The organism is Arcanobacterium wilhelmae (assembly GCF_029632765.1).
GTDB classification, from domain to species: domain Bacteria; phylum Actinomycetota; class Actinomycetes; order Actinomycetales; family Actinomycetaceae; genus Arcanobacterium; species Arcanobacterium wilhelmae.
Genome location: NZ_CP121247.1, coordinates 826,378 through 851,214, shown reverse-complemented (window position 1 = coordinate 851,214; position 24,837 = coordinate 826,378). Strand labels below are relative to the sequence as shown.

The window sequence follows — 24,837 nt, the reverse complement described above, 5'->3', positions numbered from 1 at the left end:
CGCGGATATGCCGCGCATTTATTATATAAAACCAGCGATTTTCACGGTTGAGGGGGCCGATCGCCGGCCCCTCAACCATGTCAATCATGCAAGTGTGACAGTAGCGGCAACCTTGGACGGCTCCGTAGGACCAACGTTCACATCAACTGAAGCCACCTGGGCTTTCTTCGTGAAAACGATCGGAGTAACGAGCGACTTGCCCGCGTCCCGAACAGCTGTTGCATCCACACGAATAATCGGGGTGCCTGCGGCGACCTCAGCACCAGAATCCACCAGTGCCTCCATCCCCTTGCCGCCGAGCTCCACCGTATCCATTCCAATGTGAACGAGGACATCCACGCCACGCGGAGTACGCATCGAGAACGCATGGTGAGTCTTAAAAATCTTCACCACTGTTCCTGCGATCGGCGCTAGAACCTCCACAACCGTGGCCGAAGGATCCGGCGAAACCGCGAACCCATCGCCGAGCATCCGCGAGGAGAATGCTTCATCTGGGACATCGTCCAGCGCGAGTACCGTTCCCGCGAAAGGTGCGTGAAACTCTTCCTTCTTCTTGCCAAAACCGAACACTTAGACCTCCTGCTCGCCCTTCAACGTCACGTTGGACGAAGCAAGCTGGCCAGCCACCTCGTCGTACATGAATTCTACCTGCGGGCCAACGACAACCTGGACCGCTGTTTGCGATGGGCGAATCATTCCGGCCACCCCGGTGGACTTGATGAGCTTCTCGTTCACCTTGGTGTGATCGCGGACCGTGGTGCGCAGGCGGGTGGTGCAGTAGTCGATCTCGTTGATGTTCTCCGCGCCGCCCAGACCAGCAATAATCTTCGCAGCGGCGTCGGCGAAATCGGAATCCGAGGTCAGCGTTGCCTTCTCGGCTCCGTCCTCGTCCTCATGGCGGCCCGGCGTACGCAGGTCGAATGCGCCAATGAGGAAGTAGAACACCGCAAAGTAGATTGCGAAGAACACCACACCCATCACCAGCAGCATGTACCACTGGTTAGCCAGCGGGTTGCGCGCCGAGAGGAACATGTCCACAAAGCCTGCAGAGAAGCCGAAGCCCGCAGTCCAGTGCATCGCTGCCGCGATCGCCACCGAGATGCCTGTGAGAACCGCGTGGACAAGGTAGAGCGCCGGAGCGAGGAACATGAACGAGAACTCGATCGGCTCGGTCACGCCAGTGAAGAACGATGCCAGGGCGCCGGCCATCATGAGCGCGCCGGTGGTCTTCTTCGCCTTCGAATCAGCACGCAGGTACATGGCGAGCGCCGCACCCGGCAGGCCAAACATCATGATCGGGAAGAAGCCACCCTGGTAGCGACCAATGTAGCCGATCACTTCACAGGAGGTACCGTTCCAGTAGCCGGCACCAACACAGGTTGCCGCGTTCGTCGCATCGGCAGCCGCCGCGATGGTCTTAGCACCACCGAGGAAGTTATTGATGTCGTTAATGCCGATCACGTCGAACCAGAAGATCGAGTTCAAAGCATGGTGCAAACCGGCAGGGATCAGGAGGCGGTTCGCGAAACCGTAGATACCAGCCCCCATGGCGCCGAGCGTCTGGATCCACTGGCCGAAGTGGAACAGGCCAGAGAACACGAACGGCCACACGAAGTACAAAATTCCTGCGAGCACGATCGAGAAGAGCGAGGTCAGGATCGGCACCAGACGGCGCCCCGAGAAGAACGCCAGGTAGTCCGGGAGCTTCGTGCGGTGGAAGCGGTTGTACACCCACGCGGCAAGCAAGCCAACGAGGATACCGATGAGCACGTTACCTGGGCCGATCTTCGACCAGCCTTCGGAAGCCCACGCCAGCTTGGCGGCGTCGTCGAGCTTTTCGAGATCGACGCCACGGAAGCCTGCAACGGTCTTTTCACCGATCACGTTCGTGATCGTTACAAAGCCGATGAAGCCCGACAGCGCGGCAGCGCCGTTGTGATCGCGAGCGAGGCCGAAGGCGATCGCCACGGCAAACACCCAGCCAAGGTTATCCAGAACTGCGGCGCCTGCCTTAATCAGGACAGCGGCGACGATCGAGTTTGCGCCCCAGCCTGTCGGATCGATCCAGTAACCGATACCCATGAGGATCGCGGCAACCGGAAGCACCGCGACGGCGCCCATCAGCGCCTTACCGAGCTTTTGCAAGCCCGAAATGGTCTTTCCTCCCATGGAAAAACTCCTTAATCTTGTGCGTCGGCATCCATGCGCCAGCCGTGCATTGCTACCGCAAGGAATGCCGCTTCCCCGGACACCGCATCATTGACGGAGGTTCCGGGGATCTTTCGGATAATGGTGTGTGCGAAGGCGTATTCTTTCGGCAACGCGCTCCGGATCGCCTCCGTCGCGGCGTTGCGCCGAAACTTCTTCGCCTCCACGCGGCTAATCAGCCGCGCAAGCTCGGACGCAATCGCCGGCCGCGAAACCTCAGCGCCGAGGTGGGCAGCAACCGCAGTCACAAGCTTCGACAGGAGGTTGGCCATTGCGACGGATCGCTTGACCGATGCTCCTGTGCGTGCCGCATTCAAATGCAAAGCAATGTATCCGGCCTCGTCGATCGGGAGATCGATACCGATTTTGCTGGAGACATCTGCCAAAACCCTCTCCGCAGCAGCGAACTCGAGAGGGAATCCGGCCTGGATCTCCCCCAGCAGCTCGTTGGGCACGTACATGCCGTCGCGGTAGCGCTCGATCGCGAACGCAAGATGATCGACCAGCACAACGTACACGGACGGGTGTACACCGGCGATCCCCTCGGCCGCCTTTTCGACGGCGTTCGCAACCGATTCCGCCAGCGCCGGGTGGCGCAGAGCAAGCGCTTTGAGTGTTTGAATGCGTTCTGCGTTGGCTTCCACGTATTGACGTTGAATCGCTTCGGATGGAATGAGATCCCCTGGGTGCTTGCCGAATCCGATACCTTTTCCGGCAAGCACAACTTCGGCGTCACCAACACGTGCAAGAACCACGTTGTTGTTGAACGCGCGAATCACGCGAGCAGGACTTTCGGACACTTGAGCTCCTCGTTGAGCGACACAGGCACAATGATGCGCCTGAAGTCCTGGTCATGCCTGAAAATCAGTAACACCCAGATGGAAACTAACGCTCTCAGTGTACCCGACATCTGGGAAAAAGGTGAGAGCTAGGACACTCAGTTTCGTCAGCCTCCAGGGTGAGTGCCACCGTGGACGCTACGAACGGTCCGGCGTCGGGAGGGCAAGTCTCACGGCGCCAGGCAAAACGTGGATTGCGATCCGTGAGCTTTCATGGATTTGCCCGTCCACATTCCACAGCAACTCGCGCTCGCCCTCAATTACGAGTGAACGCACTCGCCGCATATGCACGCGCCGGTCCCCCACATGCGAGCCGCCGCGATACTTGCCAATCACCGCCGCAAATCCCATCAATCCAACAGGCTCCGAATAAAGAAAATCCGCCACACCGTCGTCGATTTTTGCCTCAGGGAGCGGCTGGTAGCCGCCGCCGTAGAAGCGCCCATTCCCGACGGCACACACGGTCACGTCCTGCTCAATCCGGAGCTTTTCGCCGCCGACGTCGGTGCCCAAGACGCGCACGAAATCCCGTTTTCGCATGCCGACCGCTCCGACGACGGCGATCGGGTACGCGAGAGAGCCAGCGAACGGCACTGCGCGCCCGACGCGCATGGCATTGCGCAGGATCCGAGTGTCGTAGCCGAGGGAGAACACGTTCACGCAGGTCACGTCGTTGACCTGCAGAAGATCGATTGGACGTACCTGGGGCGCTACGGTACCCGCGACCAAAGCCAGTGCTGCACGCTCCCCCACATCGCCATTGTAGAGGCCGCGCGCAAAGTCATTCCCACTCCCCATCGGGATCACGCCGAACGCACACTCGCTACCTGCAAGAGCGGAAGCGGTTTCGCTGACTGAGCCGTCGCCACCAGCCACGTACACAACGCCATCTGCACCGTGCCACTCGCGCCACTCACGCGCAAGCTGCGCGACGTCAGCTGGCCCGTACGTCATCGAGATCGTCACGTCACCCGCCGCTTCGCGCGAGGAACCGACGCGCGTGTGAGTGGCGTTCGGGTAGACACGCCGGATTGCGTCGACAAGCCGGTGCGCCCGGCCACGGCCGGCACTGCGAGAGAGCACGAAGCGGATTTTTGCCATGCCCCCATCCTACGGACCGGCACTCACACTCGCCTGTGGAAAAGTTCGCGGCTGGCGATGCTGTTCGTGGGAGAATCGACAGGTGAGAAAACGCAGGCGATCTCGGTGGGTTGCGGCGGCGCTCGTCGCGCTCGTCGCCTGGCTTTTCGTACCCGGGCTCGGGCCCGACGTCGGAGGGCTGGAGGCCCGTTTCGGTGTGAAGCTCACGCCCAGCAACTGGCGCGGGCCACTCTCGCGCCCGCCAGTGCTCGTGTTGCCCGATACGGAGATTGTGCGTGCGCTCGCTGCGCTCCCCGTGCGAGCGAGCGAAGGTGCGCCACAGTACAAACGGAGCGCCTTCGGGCAGGCCTGGGCCGACGTCGACCGTAACGGATGCGACACCCGCAACGACATTCTCGCTCGAGACCTGCGCTCGGTCACCTTTAAGCCGCGCACTCACGATTGCGTTGTGCTTCGTGGCCAGCTTGCAGATCCGTACACCGGAAACTCGATCAACTTCGTCCGCGGGCCGAAAACATCGGAAGCCGTACAAATCGATCACGTCATCGCGTTGGGCAACGCTTGGCGCTCAGGCGCATGGGAGTGGGACGCTGCCACCCGCGAACGTTTCGCCAACGAGCCCACGAACCTCCTCGCCGTCGATGGCCCCGCAAACCAAGAAAAGTCAGCGGCCGACGCCGCCGAATGGCTCCCGCCCAACCGCGAGTTCCGTTGCACGTACGTGACCATGCAAATCCAGGTCAAAAGCACATGGGGACTGAGCGTGACCCGCCAAGAAAAAGACGCGATGGCAAGAGTGCTGGCGGAGTGCCCACGCTGACGTTTCACGTCAGCACCGGCTTCGCCGTATTTTCCTCCGCCGCGAGCGAGCTCGCGCTGCGGAAATACAGCGAATCCCGGACGGCTACGCCGTTCGGGATTCTGATTGTGGAGCATAGGGGATTCGAACCCCTGACCTCTTCCATGCCATGGAAGCGCGCTACCAACTGCGCCAATGCCCCGTAAGACCTGATTAATATTACGCGCCGATCCCCGATTTGGCCAATCCAGATCCGCTCTACTCGAGTGAAACAGATCACCGCCGATCGAAACCGTGGGAACTAGCCAATAATCTCAGGAATCAGGTCCACATCTTCACTGTGCGCCAGCATCCTGTTATACGACCGAAGCCTCCAGCTTCCCTCCACTTGCCCGGCCTTCAGCACTGCCCAATGGCAGTTATCGAGCACAACAAGAGGGTAGAAACTCGACGGATGCCCGCCGAACAAGCTCACGATCCCACACGAAATAATCCCCCCGTGCGCCACCACGAGAAGCGTCGACCCATCCGGAGCCGCATTCGCGTGCTCCGTCACCGCCTGCGCAAAACGCGCACCGGCGTCGTCCCGCCGCTCCACGCCAACCCCGACCGGATCGGCGCCCGTACGCCAGGTGGCCCACTCGCTCGGCCACAGCTCTTGGATTTCCTCGGAGGTCTTCCCCTCCCACAGGCCGTAGCCGCGCTCTCGCAAGCGAGAGTCGACGACCGGGGTGACACCAAGCCGCTTTGCCGCAGCATCCGCCGTGGCCTGGGCACGCCCAAGATCCGAAACGACGATCTGATCAATACCGAGCTTGACCAGCTGCTTCGCGGCACGCTGTGCCTGCGCAATCCCAGTAGCATTCAACGCGATATCGGATGCGCCTTGGATTCGGCGGAGTTTGTTGAAATCAGTTTGCCCGTGGCGCCACAGTATCACCGTGGAAGCACTCACTCGGCGACCTCCACATCGCCCTCACCGGCGTCGGTAGACTCGCCTTCCCAGGAGTAGAAATCCATCAGCGACGAACGCTCCGGCTCGCGCTCCACCGTGACATCCTCCGGAAGCTCAATCCTGGGGCAATCCGCCCATAGCTTCTCCAGAGCATAGAACTCGCGATCCTCATCTTGCTGAACATGCACCATCACGGCACCGAAATCAATGAGCACCCAGTGGGCCTCACCCTCGGTACCTTCACGGCGCACACGCTTGTGCCCGGCCTTGTGCATTGCTTCTTCGATCGAATCAACCAGTGAACGCACCTGGCGTTCGGTCGATCCGGATACGACCACGAAAGCGTCGGTGATCACGAGACGCTCGGAAACGTCAATCGCAACGATCGACGTGGCCTTCATGTCCGACGCTGCCCGTGCGGCAACGATCGCCATCTCAATAGATTCAGGTGTTGCGCTCACAAAAGTCCTTTCGCGCTTCATTAAAGAAGAAGTGTGGTAGCCGCCGGCAGGGCGCCGAGCGAGAACAGTGTCTGGTTCATCCAGGTGCCCACGAGATAGCCCACCAGCACACCAATCAGAATGATGAGAATCCAGCCGAGGATCGAACGCCACGTTGACGGCTCTTCATCCTCTTCATCCTCAAAATCTGCGTAGTTCGGATCCGTAACCGCCTCGACCTTCTCGGTGGCGTGAGAATCCTCGTCCGCTTCGCGCTCAGGCTGTGCCTTAACGACGCCGGGTGCTTCGTCCGCGCCGATCGAGGAATTGTCGCGTGCAGTCATGGAGGTCAAGCGGCTACGAAGCGACGGCTCCTCATCGGCGCCCTCTTCCTCGTTGCTTTCAAAACGATCGAACACCGACTTGCGTTCAGGGCTTTCAGCATCCGCAGATTCGGCCTGTTCCTCGGCCTTCGGCTGAGCCTCTTGATCTGCCACTGGCTGTTCGGCGGTTGCCGGTTCTTCCGCAGGTTCTTCCTCTACTGCTGGATTTTGCACTGCTTCTTCCTGAGCAGGCGCAGTTTCTTCGTCGGACGCAACGGCGGTTTGATTCTCTTCAGGCGCCTCAGGTTGCGCGACGTCGGCCGCCTGGACTGCTTCTGCCTCCTGCGCGGCCTGCGCCGATTCCTTTTCAGCCTGAGCCGCAGCGGCGGCTGCTTCTTCAGCTTCCTTTGCCGCGCGCGCTTCGGCTGCGGCTTCTTCAGCTTCCTTTGCCGCGCGTGCTTCGGCTGCAGCTTTCTCGGCTTCTTCCGCGGCCTTACGAGCCTCCTCTTTCTCGCGCAGGCGCATCTCCTTGCGCGACATTCGCCCGAGGCGAAGCTCAGCGGTTTCTGTGAGAGGCGTGGCGTTCGCCGGGCGGGTTGTGAGCTTGCCTTGTGCCTTCAGCTCCCGCCTACTCAATCGCGGTGTGTCACTCATAAAATCTCCTTCCCAGGATCGGCATTTGGCTCGTAGTCGCCAACGACCGACGCAAGGGCAGTCGTAATCGCTTCCTCTGGTCTATACAAATGATACTTGCTGATATAGCGAACTACCCCATCAGGCATGAGATACCACACGGGAACCCCGCTCGCGACGCGGTTTCGCACGCCCGTCGAAGAGATTGCCATCGCCGGAATTTCGAGCACGGAAACGGATCCTTCCGGCAATGCCGACGTATCGAGAACGTGGCCAGGCCGGTTCACACCAACGAAATGTGCGAGGTCCCAGAGTTCCTCTTGGTCCTTCCACCGCAGGATTTGCGGGAGCACGTCAGCACCCGTAATGAAGAACATTTCTGCGTCGGGATACACTTTTCGCAGATCGCGAAGCGTGTCGATGGTGTAAGTTGTTCCACCACGATCGATATCCACCCGCGATACAGAAAAGCGCGGGTTGGGAGCAGTCGCGATCACGGTCATCAAGTACCGATGTTCAGCGAACGTTACTCGCTTGCCCTTCTTGAAGGGCTGTTCGGCGGTGGGAACAAACACCACTTCGTCGAGATCAAAGTAGTGTTGCACTTCCGAGGCTGCCACGAGGTGCCCGTTGTGGATCGGGTCGAATGTTCCGCCCATAATCCCGATTCGACGACGCCGGTGCTCGGTTTCGTTGTAAAGCAGACTTTCGCGGTTGCGAACCTCTCCCGACGACGGGTCGATCCACGTGTTATCGGACATTTCCGTCTCCTTGCAGGATCCACGTTGTGGTGGTGAGAGCCTCAAGCCCCATCGGCCCACGAGCGTGCAGCTTCTGGGTCGAGATGCCAATCTCAGCGCCGAGCCCGAACTCGCCTCCGTCCGTGAACCTCGTTGACGCATTCACAGCAACGACTGCTGAATCCATCGAATCAACGAAATGACGGATCGTCGAGTAGTTCTCCGACACGATCGCTTCCGTGTGCCCCGACGTATAGCGCAAAATGTGCTCGATGGCGTCGTCGACGTCCGCCACGACCTTCACGGCAAGCTCGAGGGCAAGATATTCCGTCTCCCAGTCGGTTTCTGTGGCGTCCACAACGTTTCCCGACGCCGGTGCGAAAGCTTTCGAGGCCGCATCCGCGTGGAGCACCACTCCGGCGGTGGAAAGAGCGTCAAGCATCGCAGGGAGGAACGAAGGCGCGATCTTTTCGTGGACGAGGAGAGTTTCCGCAGCGTTACACACGCCAACTCGCTGGGTTTTCGCATTCATGACGATCGGAAGGGCTTTCGCGACGTCGGCCGCTTCATCGACGTAGACGTGCACGTTACCAACGCCGGTCTCGATCACCGGGACGGTCGCCTCCCGTACAACCGTCTGGATGAGCCCGGCTCCCCCACGTGGGATGACGAGATCCACGAGTCCGCGAGCACGCATCAATGCAACGGAGCCTTCACGACCAAACTCGTCAACACTCGCAACGAGATCTGCAGGCAGTCCTTGCGATTCAATCGCTTCGCGAATGACTCGCACGATTTCCTTATTCGATTCCGCTGCCGCACGCCCACCACGCAAAATCGCAGCGTTGCCCGATTTCAATGCCAGAACGGCAGCATCGACCGTCACGTTTGGGCGTGACTCGTAGATCATTCCGACCACGCCCATTGGCACGCGCTTCTCAATCAAGCTCATCCCGTTGGGTAACGTCGAGCCACGCACCACGTTACCCACGGGGTCAGGCAGAGCGGCAACGTTTCGAACGGCGTTCGCGATCGATCGAACACGTTCGCCGTCGAGCATGAGGCGATCGAGAAGGCCAGCAGACGTTCCCGCTGTACGACCAGCTGCAAGATCGCGAGCATTCGCCGAAACAATCACGTCCGTGTTCATCTCTAACGCGTCGGCGATCGCATTCAGGACGCTGTTTTTCTGCGCGGTTCCGCACTGACGCAGCACACGCGCCGCGGATTTCGCGCGCCGCGCAACTCTCTCCACACCCTCACGCGCTACGTCGCTCGATGTCTGCGCCATTCATCCCCCTCGTGGGTTGTAAAACTGAAAATATTAGTTCTCCGACATGCCATAATATATGGCAACACGTGAGAGTTGGAGTTTAGTCCAATATATCGGGAATAAAACTCCGACGAGATCGTTAGAACTCACGTAACGGCCCGAACCGAAGAAAGGCTTTCCATGGCAACCATCGAAATTACTTCCGCAAACCTGAACGACACCATCGGCGATGGCATCGCCATTCTCGATTTCTGGGCAGCATGGTGCGGCCCGTGCCGCCAGTTTGGCCCCACTTTTGAGGCTGCGTCGGAGAAGTACCCGGAGATCACGTTCGGAAAGGTCGATGTTGACGCTCAGACGGAGATCGCCCAGACCTACGGTGTGATGTCCATTCCGACCCTGTTTATTTACCGCGATGGTGTTCAGCTTTACCGTGGCGCTGGCGCGCTTCCGGCCGCCCAGCTCGAGGACCTGATCGAGCAGGCAAAGAACCTCGATATGAACGAAGTGAAGAAGGCTACCCAGCCGCAGAACTCGGGCTATGAGGACTAATCTTCAGCGAGTTTTGTGATTAACAAAAAGTTGGTGGACGAAACGTCCACCAACTTTTTGTTTCACATTCAGAGGTTCTCAGGCCAAAGCGTTGGCGGCTCGCCACTCACGCGTGCGCGCACGGATCAGGGGGACGACACCCTTAATCACCGACGATTGATCCGCAGGAAGCGAGCATGGCATGAACCACACTCCGTCTGCAGCACCCATGCCGATCAATGCTTCGACGGCGTCTGCGACGTCATACACTGTTCCAAGGACTCGCATCCGACCACCAAAGAGATGCCCAACATGGATCGAACCCACAAGCTCTGCACGATCCCGAGCGGCGGATTCCGATGCCGAAATCACCACACCAACCTGAGCGTAGACGTGGATTTCTTTTCCGAGCTTCTCCCCTGCCTCACGAAGCGCGAAGCGCGCCTTCCGCGCGAGGATGGGATCGGGGCACCGTAGCTCGATCGCATCTGCATACGGAGCAATAATATGCGCACGCTGTGGAACCAACTCCGCCTCCCCGATAATCACAAGGAGCTTGACGCCAGCTTCCTGGGCTTTTGCAGCAACTTTGCTGAGCCCTAAGAAATCCGAACTGTCGTTCAAGTGGAAGATCAGACCAGCCCAGCCTTCATCCTGTTTTTCCATGATATCGATCGCTTGGCTCATCAGTTTGGGCACACCTGGGACTTCCACAAGCACTCCTCCAATGGAGTGGGGCGCAATTCGCGCGGCAGCACGCGCGCCATCCAGGAGGCCCTCGCGAGGATCAACGTCAGCCTTCAGGAGGAAACGTGAATCGATCGAGACGAAATCCATGCCGCCCATCTGCGCAGCACGGACCGCACTTGCGAGACGCTGCCAGTTCACTTGGAGAGGGCCGAGCTCGTGGCGGTACGCAGGGTCAACATCACCCGCCGCCCCGAGGGCTCCGATTTCAAGCCCAAAATAGGCTGAGCACACGTGGTCGCGCACGAGAAACTCTGGATCAATCTCGAATGATTCCAGAGCCCTCGCTGAAGCGGTCAATTCTAGCGTCATCGTTTCCTACCTGGGGTTTCGAAAGTTTCTGAGAGAAATCTACCGCGCATGCGGAGCAATTTCATTCACAGCATCGAATATTTATTCAAATCACACTTCGGATAAAAAGTGAACGAGAATATCACCCCGAGTTTACCAGGAAAAACACCGCAAACCCTACTGGAGGATGATTGGCGTGTGGAATCGATAACAGGGCGTGTCCTACCGCCTCACAAGGTCATCCGCATGCACCACAGGCCGAGGAGCACGCCCACCATCATCGAAAAACTTGCGCACGTCCGCCGACGAATACCCCACAAGCCCGCGGCCGACTTCCTCGCCATGCGGATCGACGATCCTCACGAGAGCACCACGCGCAAACGCGCCACGAACCTCAGTCACTCCCACACACAGCAACGACGCACCGCCAGCACGCACCACGGCAGCCGCGCCGTCGTCGACGACAAGCGAGCCACGAGCCTGCGCAACGTTCTTCAACCACAAATCGCGGGCCCTCTGACGCTTGCCCTGCGGAACGAACCACGTACCCACGGGATCCCCGTTCAGCGCGGACGCAAGGTTCTGAGCCGACGTCACGAGCGCCCCCACTCCCCCAGAAATCGCAATCTTCGCGGCCTCCACCTTTGTGCGCATGCCGCCAGTTCCGACGTCGGAGCCCTTCCCCGTAATCACGAGCGACTTCACCTGGCTCAGCGACGTCACCTCCGTGATCAGCTCTGCTCCCGGCTCCGACGGCGGAGCCGTGTACAGGCCATCAACGTCGGTGCACAAGATCAGTGCCGTCGCATCGACCAGATGTGCCGTGAGCGCCGCGAGCCGATCGTTATCGCCAAAACGAAGCTCGCCCGTGACGACGGCGTCGTTCTCGTTCACAATCGGCACGACGCCGTGGTGCAACAAACGCCGCAGCGAACCTTGCGCATTCGCATAGTGACTGCGGTTCAGGACGTCTTCAGGAGTGAGTAGTACCTGGCCGATCGTGATGCCGTACCGCGAAAATTCGCGCGTATACGCGGCGAGCAAGCGCACCTGCCCCACCATCGACGCCGCCTGTTGATCGCGGAGCAACTTCGGACGTGAGGCAAACCCCAGCGGTGCCAGACCAGCAGCCACGGCGCCAGAGGAGACCAGAACCACTTCCTGCCCACGTGCGTGAGCCGCGCCCACGACGTCGACAAGCGCGGCGAGCGCCGGCTCGTTGAGCGCTCCGTTCTTCGTCAACGACGACGAACCCACCTTAATAACAAGTCGTGCCGCCTGACCAAGCAGGGCGCGGTTCGCAAGAAGCGTTTTCACTCGACCTCCGGATCCGTCCAAATGCCGCGATTACGCTCGTCAAGGAGCTCCTGACGCGCGGCTTCCTTGGCGTCCATATTCTCGTGGTAGGCAGCCTTACGCTCCGCGTGCGTGGCACGGTGACGCTCGTAGAGGCGATCGTCAGTGCCGCGCGGCGACAGCAACTCCGCCCCCGTGGAAACCAATGGTTCGAAATCGAAAACGAAACCGTCCTCAGCCGAGCCAATCACTACAGAATCCCCAGCACGAGCACCCTGCTTGATGAGCTGCTTCTCAATGCCCAGCGTATTGAGCCGATCGGCAAGATAGCCTACAGCCTCGTCGTTCGCGAAGTCGGTCTGGCGAACCCAGCGTTCTGGCTTGTATCCGCGAACCTCCCACAACGGCTCACCCTCGTACTCAAGGCGACGAATCGTGAACGCATTCGATTCGCGGCGATCGAGAGGGCGAATGACTGCGCGAGTCTCCGCCTCGGCGGGAGCCATGTACTCACGCATTTTCTCAACGAGAGAAGCGAGAGCGAACTTCAGCTCCTTCAGACCCTCGTGCGACACAGCCGACACAATATAGACAGGAACCTTCCGCTTCTCGATCTCAGCCTGAACAAATTCGGCAAGCTCACGCGCCTCCGGAACGTCAGCCTTGTTGAGCACCACCACGCGCGGGCGCTTCATGAGCGGCACCACGCCCTCCATGGGCGGCACGTCCTTGGCATAGGCATTGAGCTCCGCCTCGATCGTGTCCAGATCCGTGAGCGGATCGCGGCCAGGCTCAAGCGTGGCGCAATCGAGCACGTGGACAATCGCCGAACAACGCTCAATATGACGGAGGAACTCATGGCCGAGCCCCTTGCCTTCCGAAGCACCCGGGATGAGCCCGGGAACGTCGGCCATCGTAAACCGCGCACTCCCGGCGTCGACGACACCGAGGTTCGGGACGAGCGTTGTAAACGGATAGTCGGCGATCTTCGGACGCGCTGCACTCATCGCCGCAATCAGCGACGACTTTCCCGCCGACGGGAAACCGACCAGCGCAACGTCGGCAACGGACTTGAGCTCAAGCCGCACGTCCTTCTCTTCCCCCTCTTCGCCAAGGAGAGCGAAGCCAGGAGCGCGGCGCTTGGGAGAAGCAAGCGCCGCGTTACCCAAACCACCAAAACCTCCAAGTGCAGCAATGTAACGATCACCGTCGTGGGAAAGATCGGCGAGAACCGAGCCGTCTTCGTCTTTCACCACAGTTCCCACCGGCACAGTGAGAACCAAGTCCTCGCCACGCTTACCATGGCGCAGATCACCGGCGCCAGGCGCGCCATTCGGAGCCACCTGGTGAGGGTTGCGCTGAAGAGTGAGGAGGGAGGTCTCATTACGATCCGCGACAAGCACAATATCCCCGCCGTGGCCGCCGTTCGCGCCATCCGGCCCGCCGAGCGGCTTGAACTTCTCGCGGCGCACGGAAGCAACACCGTTGCCTCCCTTACCGGCTTTCAGGTGCAAAGTAACGCGATCAATAAAATCTGGCATAGGTATAAGTGTAAGCGACGGCGCGGCACTGCGAAACGAGACGTCGCCAACGTCGAAGCTCCATGACCGCGTATCAGCGAAAACGGTAAATTTTCAGGCCACATTCAGGCGGAGCACAGTTCGATTTACGAAACATTTTTGGGCCGTAAAACGAGGGCGCATGGAGCGCATTTAGAACATGAGTTCCCTATGCTTGCACTAGGGCTACTCCCGGCCTTAAGTCGCATTGTTCAAAGAGGAAGGAAATGCACCCTTGAACGCAATTATCGTGAGCGCAGCGTTCACGCCGAACCCCACTTCCATCGGTGGTTCAGCCGCACTCAGCGCCCTTGTGGGAATCCTCCCACTCATCGCATTCTTCGTACTTCTCGGCGTCTTTAAGCTGAAAACCCACTGGTGCGCGCTCGGATCACTGGCCATTGCCGCCATCTCCGCAGCGCTCGGTTTCGGTATGCCTGCAGGTATGGTCTTTTCCTCGGCGCTCTACGGAATTGCATTTGGACTGCTTCCGATTATCTTCATCGTGATCGCGGCCGTGTGGCTCTACAACATCTCAGTCGAGTCGGGCCGCGCTGAAGATGTTCGCACCGTCTTCTCCGCCGTCGGGCGCGGCGATATGCGCGTCCAGGCACTCCTCATCGGCTTCTCCTTCTGTGGCCTGCTTGAGGGGCTCGCGGGATTCGGCGCACCGGTCGCGATCGTCGCCGCGATGCTTGTGTCGCTCGGTCTTCCCCCGATTAAGGCCGCGATCGTGACCATGGTAGGCAATGCCATCAACGTGGGCTTCGGTGCGATGGCCATTCCGGTGACCACCGCTGGTAAACTCGGCGGCTTGGCAGGTATCGACCCGGGCACCGCCGTCGCCTACAAGGCGGTGTCGATCACCCCGTGGATCGTCGTCCTCGTTCCGATCTTCCTCCTCCTGATCATCGATGGCGTCCGCGGCCTCAAGCAGCTGTGGCACGTCGCCCTCTTCCAGGGTGTTGTGACCGCTCTTGGCCACATCATCGCCGCGACGTTCATTTCTTACGCGCTGACTGCAGTGCTCGCGTCGCTCGTTGGTTTCGCCGCTGCCGCCGCGATGATCTACCTCAAGCAGCCGGAAGTTCCGGAGGAATACCGTACGTCGTCCAGCGAGTCCGGCACCCTCCCTTCCGGGGAGCGCGTCACCCTCGCACTCTTGCCATACGGCCTCGTCGTCATGATCTTCGCAATCTACAAGCTATGGAAACTCGGCATCGACGTTCCGGCTACCCTCGCGAAAACGGATATCCCGATCCAGTGGCCCGGCCTGTACGGCTCGCTCATGACAGGCGACGGCCAGGTCTCCAAGTCCGCGATCTACAACCTTCAGATCCTCAACTCGCCTGGCTTCATGATCGTGATCACCGCACTCATCGTCTCAGCCGTGTACGGCTGGAAGTCCACCAAGGAGTTCCAGTTCACGTTCGTGAAGGGCCTGAAGACTTTCGTCGATACCGTCGTCGCGCTCCGCTGGTCGCTCGTCACTATCGCACTCGTGATGTCGCTCGCATACGTCATGAACTTCTCGGGCCAGACCGCCGCTATCGGTACCGCACTCGCGGCAACCGGCGCAGCCTTTGCCTTCCTCTCGCCAATCCTCGGCTGGGTGGGCACCGCCGTCACCGGCTCCGCAACCTCCTCGAACGCGCTGTTCGCGAACTTGCAAGCCACTGCCGCACACGGAATTGGCGCTTCGCCAGACGTCTTCCTCGCCGCCAACTCCATCGGCGGCGGCATCGGCAAGATCGTCTCCCCACAGAACTTGGCAATCGCGTCCACTGCAATCCAGGAGCCTGGCACCGAAGCGGAAATCCTGCGCAAGGCGGCACCGTGGTCAATCGGCCTCCTGGTTTACCTGTGCGCCCTGACGTTCCTCGTGGCCAACGGCATCCTGCCGTCGTTCACCTTCGTCGCCAACTGATCAATCTTTAGTCGCAAAGTTTACGAAATATAGGAAAGTAGGTCTCATGAAAGTCGCTCTTTTCGCAACGTGTATCGGAGACGCCATGTTCCCGCAGGCGCCGCAGGCAACACTGCAGTTGCTCACGCGCCTGGGAATCGACGTCGTCGTACCGCCGTCGCAGGCATGCTGCGGCCAGATGCACGTCAACACTGGTTACTACCCCGAAGCGATGCCGCTGATCGAGAATCACGTGCGCACCTACGAGCCCGTCCTCGACGGCGAGTGGGACGCCATCGTCGTTCCCTCCGGCTCGTGCACCGGCTCGATCCGACACCAGCAGAAGCTCGTCGCTGACGCCCAGGGCCACCCGGAGCTCGGCACTAAGGCACAGGCAATCGCAAACAAGACGTACGAGCTATCGGAGTTCATCGTCGATGTTCTCGGAACCGACGACGTCGGCGCCTACTTCGCGCACCGCGTCACCTACCACCCCACATGCCATTCACTCCGCGTCGCACGCGTTGGCGACAAGCCGGAGCGCCTGCTGCGCAACGTGCGCGGCATCGACTTCGTCGAGCTCCCGCACGGCGATTCCTGCTGTGGCTTCGGTGGAACTTTCTCGCTGAAGAACCCCGACACCTCGGCGTCGATGCTCGCGGACAAGATGACCAACATCAAGTCCACCGGAGCCGACGTCCTCGTGGCCGGCGACTACTCGTGCCTCATGCACATTGCCGGCGGCCTCGCTCGCAACCGCGCAGGTATTCGCGCGATGCATCTTGCTGAAGTTCTTGCCGGCACCGAGGATCAGCCTTGGATCCCGGCGCAGTCCACTGTGAAGGTTGGTGCGTAACATGTCCACATTCCTCGGAATCCCCAAGGTCCTGTCGAAGATCACCGGTGCCCCAGCGACAAAAGCTGAGCCTGGCGTGCGCGGAACCCACCACCAGTGGGTGAACGGCGATCCGATCCCGGAAAACACTCTGCGTTGGGGCGCGTCGTTCCCAGAGGGCGCTGAAGTCACTTTGAAGAACACCCAGATGCGTAAGAACCTGGGATACGCCACCACAACTATCCGTAACAAGCGCAACGCACGCGTTGAGGAGATGCCGGATTGGCAGGATCTGCGAAACGCGGCCTCCCAGATCAAGTCGTCCACCATGTCGCGTCTGCCTGAGCTTCTCGTTCAGATGGAAGAGAACGTCAAGGCTCACGGCGGCATTGTGCACTGGGCTCGCGACGCCAAGGAAGCCAACGAGATCATCTACTCCATCCTGCAAGAGAAGCAGGTCACAGAGGTCGTGAAGGTCAAGTCGATGGTGACTCAGGAAATCAATATGAATGAGTACCTCGCCGAGCGCGGCATCGACGCTTTCGAGACCGACCTCGCGGAGCTCATCGTCCAGCTCGGCAAGGACATGCCGTCGCACATTGTGGTTCCGGCGATCCACCGCAACCGCGCCGAGATCAAGGAGATCTTCGAGCGCGAGATGGAAGATGCTCCCGAGCATCTCGAGGCTGATCCGCGCGCACTGGCCATGGCCGCCCGTGCGCACCTGCGCGCAAAGTTCCTCAAGGCTAAGGTCGCTATTTCCGGTTCAAACATGATGGTGGCCGATACTGGTGCGCTGTCCGTGTACGAATCTGAGGGCAATGGCCGTATGTGCCTCACCCTTCCGGAAACCCTGATCTCGGTGGTTGGTATCGAGAAGATGGTTCCGTCGTACGAGGATATTGAGGTGTTCTCCCAGCTCCTGCCGCGTTCCGCAACCGGCGAGCGTATGAACCCCTATACCTCCTTCTGGACTGGCGTCACCCCGGGCGACGGCCCCCAGGAGTTCCACCTGATCCTGCTGGACAACGGCCGTTCGAAGACTCTCGCAAACGCTGTCGGCCGCGAGGCCCTCAACTGCATCCGCTGTGGCGCGTGCATGAACGTTTGCCCGGTGTACGAGCACGTGGGCGGCCACGCCTACAACTCGGTGTACCCGGGTCCGATCGGAGCGATCCTCACGCCTCAGCTTCTCGACGGTCGCGATCACCACGATCCGGTTCACACGCTCCCCTACGCATCCACGCTCTGTGGCGCATGTGGCGATGCGTGCCCCGTCAAGATCGACATTCCGGGCATCCTGGTGCACCTGCGCCATGAGATCACCGAGCGCAACCGCGGCGGTATCCCGAGCGGTTGGGACATCGGCATGAAGGTGTCGTCCAAGGTGATGGGCAACGGCAAGCTGTGGGGCACCGCAGAGAAGGCCGCCAAGCTTGGTCGTATTGTCGCAGGCAAGGACGAGCGCATCTCGAACGTGCCGTGGCCGGTCAGCGCTTGGACCCGCAACAAGGACATCCCTGCTCCGCCGGCTCGCTCGTTCCGCGATTGGCTTGCGGATGAGGAGAAGGCAGGCCACGAGCCCACCAAGGCTAAGGCAACACCGGCGAAGCCCGCCGGCGCACACGCAGCAAAGAAGGAGGAGAACTGATGGGTGCTCGCGAAGACATTCTGGCAGCCGTGCGCGGAGCTCTGAAGGACTCCCCGTACCCCACCCCCGAGGTGGAGCGCAACTACCGTATGGAAGGCACCGATGCTCCAGGTTCGGAGCCGGTCATTGCCGACATGATCGAGAAACTCGAGGATTACAACGCTGTTGTCGTCCGCACGAACGAGGCAGGGATCGAGGACGTGATCGCTGATTTCCTCAAGGGCTTGAATTCGGTGGTCGTCCCCCACGGTCTGAAGGATTCCTGGAAGGAAGCCGCCGGCCGTGATGGCCGCACCGTGCGTGAGGATTCCCGCGAGGCGAACCTCACCCACAAGGAGCTGGATGAGACGGACGCCGTGGTGACGGCTTCTCGCGTTGCGATCTCGCTTTCTGGCACGATCATCCTTGACGGTGAGCCCGATCAGGGCCGCCGTGCGATCACGCTGGTTCCGGATACTCACGTTGTGGTCCTCCGCGCTTCGGACGTGTACCCCACGGTTCCGCAGGCCGTGCGTATCCTCAGCGAGAATCCCACTCGTCCGACCACCTGGATCGCTGGCCCGTCCGCTACGGCAGACATCGAGCTGGTCCGTGTTGCAGGCGTTCATGGCCCGCGCAACCTGCGCGTTGTGATCGTGGACTGACCGGATTCCATCAAGTAAGTGAGGTGCCCTGGTGGCTTCGCCACCAGGGCACCTTTCTGTGCACGGTCCGCCCCGCACCCGAACCCGTTTTAGTGCGTATACGACCATCCGAGGCACTAACATCGCTCGATCCCAATCCGCGCACCAAAACCGGTCACAATGCCCCGCCCCAACATGCCCCAAAAATTGTACGCCAGCATGGCAGGTGGCGGGTGTCCACCCGCCACGCACCAGAACCGGTTTTAGTGCGAATACTCCGACCCGCAGCACCATTCACGACGGGTGCCCATCCACGCACCAAAACCGGTCACTCGTGACGGTAGAACGCGATCCGATAGGTAGAGCCATGGAGAGAGCAGGCCTAGGTTTGGGATGCCGGGAAGGTTGCGGCTCGTGATGTCCGCTACCGCGGTGGAGGCAGGTTGTCTCGTGCCACAACGGCTCATAGGTAGCGCAGGCGGGATTTGGTTGCCCAGAAGATTCGACTGTGGGGCAGATTGTGCGCGCCCGAACAATTGCGCAAGCACAGGGACGCTGTTGCGGCGTCGCTGCGCGGAGTCGTGGGGTGGTGGCTCAGCCGAGTTAGTGCATAGAGCAGTGGAGGCTGGGATAAGATCCCAGCCTCCACTGTGGTGATTATGTTGTGTGAGGATTAATTCCTCAGCTCAGGCAAATCAGGCCTCAGCCGCAACGACGCTCACGATCTTACGATCGCGGCGAACGCCGAACTCAACCGTGCCAGCCTCGAGGGCAAACAGAGTATCATCCTTGCCGCGGCCGACGTTGGCACCCGGGTGGAACTTGGTGCCACGCTGGCGGATGAGGATCTCACCCGCGTTCACTGCCTGGCCGCCGAAGCGCTTCACGCCGAGGCGCTGCGCGTTCGAATCGCGACCGTTGTTCGAGGAGCTCGCGCCCTTCTTATGTGCCATTTCAGACCTTCTTCTCTAAAGCTCGGGACGGACCGTGGTCACTTAATGCCGGTAACCTTGAGGCGGGTCAGCTTCTGACGATGACCCATACGCTTACGGTAGCCGGTCTTGTTCTTGTACTTGATGATCGAGATCTTCGGACCCTTCTCATCGCGAACAATTTCGGCAGTAACCTTAGCGGTAATACCCTCGGCGGCGGTGGTGACCTTGTCACCGTCGACGAGCATCAGCGGCTCGAGCTCGACCTTGTCGCCGGCTTCGCCTGCCATCTTGTCCACAACGACGATGGATCCGACGGACACCTTCTCCTGGCGGCCGCCTGCCTTCACAATCGCGTAAACCATTTTGCTCATCTTCCGTCAGTTGGGATGCACCGGAGTGCACTTACGATTTTAGGGACGCGTAACAACGCGCCGACAATCCATATTAGATGGATTTGAGGGGCGAAACAAGTTGACACACGGCGACGCACGCCACAGTTTCGCCTCCTCTTTCTTTACTTCTTAGGGAAGCTCAGGAACGCCGATGACGCAGACGACGTCGGCGTGATCGTCCCGGAGGACGACACGATTCGAGACTTGCGCTCCGTCGTCACGGCACGCTCCCGATTCCCTGAAGGCGCCGACGCATGGGCATCATCATCGTGGCCTGCTACGTCACGAGAGGCTTCACGAGACGCATCTGCACTCGAGGTGGCTTCGACAGGCTCAGCACCCCCGTTCCGCGACACACCCTTGCGGGAGCGGGAACGGCGACGCTCCTTCCCTTGAGAGGCCTCATCCTCACCATCGGCGTGCGGGGCATCGTGAACGTTATCAGAATCGCCCAGGTTATCCTGCTTGGGTGCACTTTGGGCAATCTGGTCCGAGCTCTTCGAACGGCTCCGACGCCCGCGGGCACGTTTCGACTTTTCCTCGCCCTGCTCATCAGCCTTCAGCTCGGAATCAACCTCACTTTCCTCATGCTTATGCACCGCCGCTGCAGCGATGGAGTTCAGAGCAGCTTTTACTTCTGAACGCTTGGGATCGTCGGCAACTTCCGGCTCAGCCTTCGCCTTCTTTGCACGCCCCTTGGCACGCTTCGCGTCGGCCTTCTCAGCCTGCTCGGTGGTTTCTCCACGCTCAACAGGATGTTCGTGCGTAATGTAGCCACGCCCCTCGCAAACTTCACACGTGGTGGAGAACGCCTCAACGAGGCCCTGGCCGACACGCTTGCGCGTCATCTGGACCAGTCCGAGGCTGGTTACCTCAGCCACCTGGTGGCGGGTCCGATCGCGCCCCAAGCACTCAATGAGACGGCGCAACACGAGATCCCGGTTAGCCTCGAGCACCATATCGATGAAGTCCACCACGATGATTCCACCGATATCGCGCAGCCGGAGCTGTCGCACAATCTCTTCAGCGGCCTCAAGGTTATTCATTGTGACGGTCTCTTCGAGCGTGCCACCCTTCGAACCCGTGAACTTGCCGGTATTGACGTCAATCACCGTCATTGCCTCGGTACGGTCGATCACGAGCGAGCCGCCGGAGGGCAGGATCACCTTGCGATCGAACGCCTTCTGGAGCTGCTCATCGACCCGGTTGGCAGCGAAGATATCCGCATCCGATTCCCAATGCTCGACGCGATCCATTAATTCGGGCGACAGATCGCGGACATACTCGGAGATGGTCTCCCACGCGTTGCGCCCTTGAACTTTGAGGGCGCGGAAATCCTCGTTGAAGATGTCGCGGACCACGCGAACGGCGAGCTCCGGCTCACCCTTCAGCAATGACGGGGCGTTCTTTGTGGACTTCGCTTTCGCCTCGATGTCTTTCCAGGCCTTTGTCAGGCGCTCGACGTCGTCACGCAACTGCTCTTCGGTGGCACCTTCCGCCGCGGTGCGAACGATGACGCCATGATCTCCGGGAACGATCTCCTTGAGGATCTTCTTGAGGCGGGCTCGCTCACGCTCGGGGAGCTTGCGGGAGATTCCCGTCATGGCACCACTCGGGACGAGTACGAGGTGGCGGCCGGCAAGCGTCACTTGCGAGGTAAGACGTGCACCCTTATGCCCAATAGGATCCTTCGTGACCTGCACGAGCACAGTATCGCCACTCTTGAGCGCCTGCTCAATCTTGCGCGGCTTACCTTCTAAGCCCGCAGCTTCCCAGTTCACTTCGCCAGCGTAAAGAACTGCGTTACGGCCCTTTCCAATATCGACGAACGCAGCTTCCATCGATGGCAGCACGTTTTGCACGCGCCCAAGGTAGACGTTGCCCACCATCGACGTTTGCGTATGCCGCGCGACGAAGTGCTCGACAAGCACGCCGTCTTCAATCACTGCAATCTGGTTCAATCCGTCGCGTTCACGCACGAGCATTTCACGCTCAACCGACTCACGACGTGCGAGATACTCGGCTTCCGATATCGTCTGGCGACGACGCCCAGCTGCGCGACCTTCCTTGCGACGCTGACGCTTCGCTTCGAGACGTGTCGACCCCTTCGGAGCGGTTACTTCGTCGGCATCAGAACGGCGGCGACGACGGCGACGCACCGAGATTTCCTCCCCCTCGCTGGGTTCCGAGCTCTCCCCCGATTCCGTCTTCGCATCAGACTTCTCAGCAACCGCGTCCGCGGCATCAGACTTCTTACGTCGGGTACGCTTCTTCTTCGATGTTTCATCAGTGGAATCTTCAGCCGATTCCTCGTCGCTTGAATTTGGCGCCTCGACCTCGGCGCTCCTGCGACCCCCTCGCGTTCCGCGACGGCGGCGCTTCGGAGCATCTTCCTCAGCGAACTCTTCCGAGGCTTCCGGAGCGTCGACGTCGGGCTCGGAAACCTTCTTACGGGTTCGGCGTGTACGGACAGCCTTCTCGACGTCCGGCTCCTGGAACAGAAGAGCGGTCATCGGAGCTGGCGCTACAACATCTGGAGTGGTTTCCGCCTCCTCGGCCGCAGAAAACACCGACTTCCCCTTCTCTTGGGCGAGTTCGGCGAGCGACTGCGCCACCGACTCTGCCGCGCCTTCATGCTTTGCAGGCGCCTTGCGCTGGCGAGCGGCACGTTTGGTTGTATTCTTCTCGGCGGCCTCGCTCGAGGTCACTTTCTCATTGGCTTCGTCAGCCATCATTATTCTCCTGTAGCGCACGCATACATCGGCTACGCGCAGGTAGTCGCGGGGATCCCGCGGAAGTCTTCTATGTGAAGGAAGGGCTGCAACGCTCTCGCGGCGCACGCTTCCTCCATGTGGACCGATGTTCTCCACCTGTCTCCATTCTACACTGCGCAACCCCATTAAGAGGAGAGCCCCGCAAACTCCCACGTCAGAGAACGGCTCTAGGACCTACGTCCCCAGTTAGGCTTCCCTGAATTACGCCTAAAAATCCAGGTGTCAGAAAAATAGTTTCCCTCGAAAACGCGGCAACTCACCGAAAGGCGGATTTTCTTACACACACTCCGAAGAGTGTCATAAACGCGATGAAGATAACAGCACCTAAATTCAGCTCTAAGAGATGGAAAAACGTCAAGAAAACCGGGAAGATAGAGAGGTCAGAGCCTGATGTGGGTCTTACTCACCGACCAACATCAGCTACCCGGTTCGAGCAATCGAGCCGACACAACGTCTAAGAAAGGTGATCGAGTGAACGTCGACCTCGCACGTTGGCAGTTCGGTATCACAACGGTGTACCACTTTTTGTTGGTGCCGTTGACGATCGGACTGTCGCCACTGGTTGCAGTGATGCAGACTCGATGGCTCAAGAGCGGAGACCAGCGTTGGCTCCGTCTCTCTGAGTTCTTCGGCAAGATTCTGCTGATTAACTTTGCCCTCGGTGTGGCTACCGGCATCGTCCAGGAATTCCAGTTCGGTATGAACTGGTCGCAGTACTCCCTCTTCGTGGGCGACATCTTCGGCGCCCCTCTTGCATTTGAGGCGCTCCTCGCATTTTTCCTGGAGTCCGTTTTCCTTGGCGTGTGGATCTTTGGTCGCGGCCGCGTGTCGCCCAAGGCTCACACCGCTTCTATCTGGTTGGCGGCCCTCGGCACCAACATCTCAGCCCTGTTCATCTTGGCCGCGAACTCCTTCATGCAGCACCCTGTTGGCGCTGTTTTCAACCCGGAAACGGGCCGCGCAGAGCTCGACGGCATGGGTGGCTTCCTGAAGGTTATCTTCTCCCCCACCACCTTGTACGCCTTCGCTCACACGATTACTGCGTCGCTCCTCGTGGCTGGCTCACTCATCGCTGGCATTTCGCTGTGGTGGCTGGTCCGCCGGATGAACGCTGGCGACACCGCTGAAGCGACCAACTACTGGAAGCCTGCGGCTCACTTCGGTCTGGTCACCATGCTTGTGTCCTCGCTCCTCGTCATCGGCACTGGCCACTTCATGGGCCAGCACGTCGGCGAAATCCAGCCCACTAAAATGTCCGCTGCGATGGGTATCTACGAAGGTGGCGAGGCCCACCCGCTCGGCTTGGCACTCACCTCCACCGAGCTTGGCCCCGATTCCGTGATCACGTTGCCGATTCCTGGCCTCGAGTCGTTTGCGGCCACGAACCACTTCTCGGGTCCGGATTCCTACATCCCGGGCACGAAGGATCTTCAGGAGCAGTTCGCGAAGCAGTTCGGCGCTGAAGTCAACGGCATGCCGGTCAACTACATCCCGAACGTGTTCGTGTCGTTCTACTCGTTCCGCATCATGATGGGCCTTGGCTTCGCCTCGTTCATTCTATCGATCGTCGGTTTGGCGGCCATCAAGGGCGACAAGCTCCCGACCTCGAAGGGACTCGCGAAGCTTTTCATCTGGACGATTCCGTTCCCCTACATCGCCTCGATCTTCGGTTGGATTCTTACCGAGATGGGCCGCCAGCCGTGGGTTGTTTACCCGATCGTTGCTGAGATGGGCGTCAAGGATTCGAACCAGATGGTCAAGCTCCTCACCGAGAATGCAGTCTCGCCCACGGTTCTGTCCGCAGAAATCGTGATCTCGATGCTCGCATTCACGCTCCTCTACGCGGCTCTCGGAATCGTCTGGTTCCTGCTGGTTAAGCGCTACGCCAAGGAAGGCATCAACACGAATGCCGACTACGAGGTGAAGCCGGTTGACCTCAAGGCCGAGCCGAACGCTACCCTGAGCTTCAACTACTAAGGAGAGTCA

Annotated in this window: 22 protein-coding genes and 1 tRNA gene; 7 read left to right on the top strand and 16 right to left on the bottom strand. The window is 59.9% G+C overall.

Annotated features, from left to right (window positions below; all coding sequences use genetic code 11):
- Positions 1-84 precede the first annotated feature (84 nt).
- The 4 genes from P8A24_RS03755 to P8A24_RS03740 form a co-directional block, all read right to left on the bottom strand.
- Positions 85-570 (bottom strand): PTS sugar transporter subunit IIA, encoded by a 486-nt coding sequence (locus tag P8A24_RS03755; protein WP_278059881.1) that lies wholly within the window; start codon positions 568-570, stop codon positions 85-87.
- Positions 571-2,169 (bottom strand): N-acetylglucosamine-specific PTS transporter subunit IIBC, encoded by a 1,599-nt coding sequence (nagE, locus tag P8A24_RS03750; protein ID WP_278059879.1) that lies wholly within the window; start codon positions 2,167-2,169, stop codon positions 571-573.
- 11 nt (positions 2,170-2,180) lie between these two features.
- Complete coding sequence (locus P8A24_RS03745) at positions 2,181-3,008, bottom strand: PRD domain-containing protein (protein WP_278059877.1); 828 nt, start codon at positions 3,006-3,008, stop codon at positions 2,181-2,183.
- Positions 3,009-3,185: 177 nt separating this feature from the next.
- Positions 3,186-4,148: a diacylglycerol/lipid kinase family protein gene (locus P8A24_RS03740; protein WP_278059874.1), complete on the bottom strand. Its 963-nt coding sequence runs from the start codon at positions 4,146-4,148 to the stop codon at positions 3,186-3,188.
- Between the two features lie 82 nt (positions 4,149-4,230).
- Between P8A24_RS03740 and P8A24_RS03735 the strand changes: the two genes are divergently transcribed.
- Positions 4,231-4,968 (top strand): HNH endonuclease family protein, encoded by a 738-nt coding sequence (locus P8A24_RS03735; RefSeq protein ID WP_278059872.1) that lies wholly within the window; start codon positions 4,231-4,233, stop codon positions 4,966-4,968.
- 108 nt (positions 4,969-5,076) lie between these two features.
- Here P8A24_RS03735 and P8A24_RS03730 read toward each other — a convergent pair.
- From P8A24_RS03730 to P8A24_RS03705, 6 genes are all read right to left on the bottom strand, one after another.
- Positions 5,077-5,149, bottom strand: a tRNA-Ala gene (locus P8A24_RS03730).
- Between the two features lie 99 nt (positions 5,150-5,248).
- Positions 5,249-5,902 (bottom strand): histidine phosphatase family protein, encoded by a 654-nt coding sequence (locus tag P8A24_RS03725; protein ID WP_278059870.1) that lies wholly within the window; start codon positions 5,900-5,902, stop codon positions 5,249-5,251.
- Entirely contained in the window at positions 5,899-6,363 is a 465-nt protein-coding gene (rsfS, locus tag P8A24_RS03720) for a ribosome silencing factor (RefSeq protein WP_278059868.1), read from the bottom strand. Before rsfS ends, P8A24_RS03725 begins: the two co-directional genes overlap by 4 nt.
- A 20-nt stretch (positions 6,364-6,383) precedes the next feature.
- Positions 6,384-7,319, bottom strand: a complete 936-nt coding sequence (locus tag P8A24_RS03715; protein ID WP_278059866.1) for a prolipoprotein diacylglyceryl transferase — start codon at positions 7,317-7,319, stop codon at positions 6,384-6,386.
- Positions 7,316-8,059 (bottom strand): nicotinate-nucleotide adenylyltransferase, encoded by a 744-nt coding sequence (nadD, locus tag P8A24_RS03710; RefSeq protein ID WP_278059863.1) that lies wholly within the window; start codon positions 8,057-8,059, stop codon positions 7,316-7,318. The genes P8A24_RS03715 and nadD overlap by 4 nt, the downstream gene beginning before the upstream one ends.
- Entirely contained in the window at positions 8,049-9,329 is a 1,281-nt protein-coding gene (locus P8A24_RS03705; protein WP_278059861.1) for a glutamate-5-semialdehyde dehydrogenase, read from the bottom strand. Before P8A24_RS03705 ends, nadD begins: the two co-directional genes overlap by 11 nt.
- Positions 9,330-9,491: 162 nt before the next feature.
- Here P8A24_RS03705 and trxA point away from each other — a divergent pair, with 162 nt between their 5' ends.
- On the top strand, positions 9,492-9,863 hold the full coding sequence (gene trxA / locus P8A24_RS03700; protein ID WP_278059859.1) for a thioredoxin: 372 nt from the start codon (positions 9,492-9,494) through the stop codon (positions 9,861-9,863).
- A 78-nt stretch (positions 9,864-9,941) separates the two neighbouring features.
- On the opposite strand, the gene P8A24_RS03695 is transcribed toward trxA, so the two are convergent.
- From P8A24_RS03695 to obgE, 3 genes are all read right to left on the bottom strand, one after another.
- Entirely contained in the window at positions 9,942-10,901 is a 960-nt protein-coding gene (locus tag P8A24_RS03695; RefSeq protein WP_278059857.1) for a hypothetical protein, read from the bottom strand.
- A gap of 201 nt (positions 10,902-11,102) precedes the next feature.
- Positions 11,103-12,197, bottom strand: coding sequence for a glutamate 5-kinase (gene proB, locus P8A24_RS03690; protein WP_278059855.1), 1,095 nt, complete (start codon positions 12,195-12,197; stop codon positions 11,103-11,105).
- A complete protein-coding gene (gene obgE, locus P8A24_RS03685; RefSeq protein ID WP_278059853.1) occupies positions 12,194-13,717 on the bottom strand; it encodes a GTPase ObgE in 1,524 nt (507 codons plus the stop codon). Before obgE ends, proB begins: the two co-directional genes overlap by 4 nt.
- A gap of 253 nt (positions 13,718-13,970) precedes the next feature.
- Here obgE and P8A24_RS03680 point away from each other — a divergent pair, with 253 nt between their 5' ends.
- Genes P8A24_RS03680 through P8A24_RS03665 form a run of 4 tightly spaced genes read left to right on the top strand, consistent with a single transcriptional unit; the run spans position 13,971 to position 18,771 of the window.
- On the top strand, positions 13,971-15,662 hold the full coding sequence (locus tag P8A24_RS03680; RefSeq protein WP_278059851.1) for an L-lactate permease: 1,692 nt from the start codon (positions 13,971-13,973) through the stop codon (positions 15,660-15,662).
- A gap of 46 nt (positions 15,663-15,708) precedes the next feature.
- Positions 15,709-16,497 (top strand): (Fe-S)-binding protein, encoded by a 789-nt coding sequence (locus P8A24_RS03675; RefSeq protein ID WP_278059849.1) that lies wholly within the window; start codon positions 15,709-15,711, stop codon positions 16,495-16,497.
- Between the two features lies 1 nt (position 16,498).
- Positions 16,499-18,127, top strand: coding sequence for a LutB/LldF family L-lactate oxidation iron-sulfur protein (locus P8A24_RS03670; RefSeq protein WP_278059847.1), 1,629 nt, complete (start codon positions 16,499-16,501; stop codon positions 18,125-18,127).
- Positions 18,127-18,771: a LutC/YkgG family protein gene (locus P8A24_RS03665; protein WP_278059845.1), complete on the top strand. Its 645-nt coding sequence runs from the start codon at positions 18,127-18,129 to the stop codon at positions 18,769-18,771. The genes P8A24_RS03670 and P8A24_RS03665 overlap by 1 nt, the downstream gene beginning before the upstream one ends.
- A 674-nt stretch (positions 18,772-19,445) precedes the next feature.
- Here P8A24_RS03665 and rpmA read toward each other — a convergent pair.
- The 3 genes from rpmA to P8A24_RS03650 all read right to left on the bottom strand — a co-directional run bounded on the left by rpmA (position 19,446) and on the right by P8A24_RS03650 (position 22,812).
- Positions 19,446-19,703, bottom strand: a complete 258-nt coding sequence (rpmA, locus tag P8A24_RS03660) for a 50S ribosomal protein L27 (RefSeq protein WP_278059842.1) — start codon at positions 19,701-19,703, stop codon at positions 19,446-19,448.
- Between the two features lie 38 nt (positions 19,704-19,741).
- On the bottom strand, positions 19,742-20,047 hold the full coding sequence (gene rplU / locus P8A24_RS03655; RefSeq protein ID WP_278059840.1) for a 50S ribosomal protein L21: 306 nt from the start codon (positions 20,045-20,047) through the stop codon (positions 19,742-19,744).
- A 152-nt stretch (positions 20,048-20,199) separates the two neighbouring features.
- Positions 20,200-22,812 carry an Rne/Rng family ribonuclease gene (locus P8A24_RS03650; RefSeq protein WP_370870603.1) on the bottom strand — a complete coding sequence of 871 codons (2,613 nt, stop codon included), beginning with the start codon at positions 22,810-22,812 and terminating at the stop codon, positions 20,200-20,202.
- 510 nt (positions 22,813-23,322) lie between these two features.
- Here P8A24_RS03650 and P8A24_RS03645 point away from each other — a divergent pair.
- A complete protein-coding gene (locus P8A24_RS03645; protein WP_278059838.1) occupies positions 23,323-24,828 on the top strand; it encodes a cytochrome ubiquinol oxidase subunit I in 1,506 nt (501 codons plus the stop codon).
- Positions 24,829-24,837: the final 9 nt, after the last annotated feature.

Coding starts and splice junctions, on each gene's coding strand:
- P8A24_RS03675 (WP_278059849.1), top strand. CDS start 15,709: ATGAAAGTCGCTCTTTTCGCAACGTGTATCGGAGACGCCATGTTCCCG.
- trxA (WP_278059859.1), top strand. CDS start 9,492: ATGGCAACCATCGAAATTACTTCCGCAAACCTGAACGACACCATCGGC.
- P8A24_RS03695 (WP_278059857.1), bottom strand. CDS start 10,901: ATGACGCTAGAATTGACCGCTTCAGCGAGGGCTCTGGAATCATTCGAG.
- nadD (WP_278059863.1), bottom strand. CDS start 8,059: ATGTCCGATAACACGTGGATCGACCCGTCGTCGGGAGAGGTTCGCAAC.
- P8A24_RS03650 (WP_370870603.1), bottom strand. CDS start 22,812: ATGATGGCTGACGAAGCCAATGAGAAAGTGACCTCGAGCGAGGCCGCC.
- P8A24_RS03715 (WP_278059866.1), bottom strand. CDS start 7,319: ATGAGTGACACACCGCGATTGAGTAGGCGGGAGCTGAAGGCACAAGGC.
- P8A24_RS03670 (WP_278059847.1), top strand. CDS start 16,499: ATGTCCACATTCCTCGGAATCCCCAAGGTCCTGTCGAAGATCACCGGT.
- P8A24_RS03665 (WP_278059845.1), top strand. CDS start 18,127: ATGGGTGCTCGCGAAGACATTCTGGCAGCCGTGCGCGGAGCTCTGAAG.
- rpmA (WP_278059842.1), bottom strand. CDS start 19,703: ATGGCACATAAGAAGGGCGCGAGCTCCTCGAACAACGGTCGCGATTCG.
- obgE (WP_278059853.1), bottom strand. CDS start 13,717: ATGCCAGATTTTATTGATCGCGTTACTTTGCACCTGAAAGCCGGTAAG.
- nagE (WP_278059879.1), bottom strand. CDS start 2,169: ATGGGAGGAAAGACCATTTCGGGCTTGCAAAAGCTCGGTAAGGCGCTG.
- rplU (WP_278059840.1), bottom strand. CDS start 20,047: ATGGTTTACGCGATTGTGAAGGCAGGCGGCCGCCAGGAGAAGGTGTCC.
- P8A24_RS03740 (WP_278059874.1), bottom strand. CDS start 4,148: ATGGCAAAAATCCGCTTCGTGCTCTCTCGCAGTGCCGGCCGTGGCCGG.
- P8A24_RS03705 (WP_278059861.1), bottom strand. CDS start 9,329: ATGGCGCAGACATCGAGCGACGTAGCGCGTGAGGGTGTGGAGAGAGTT.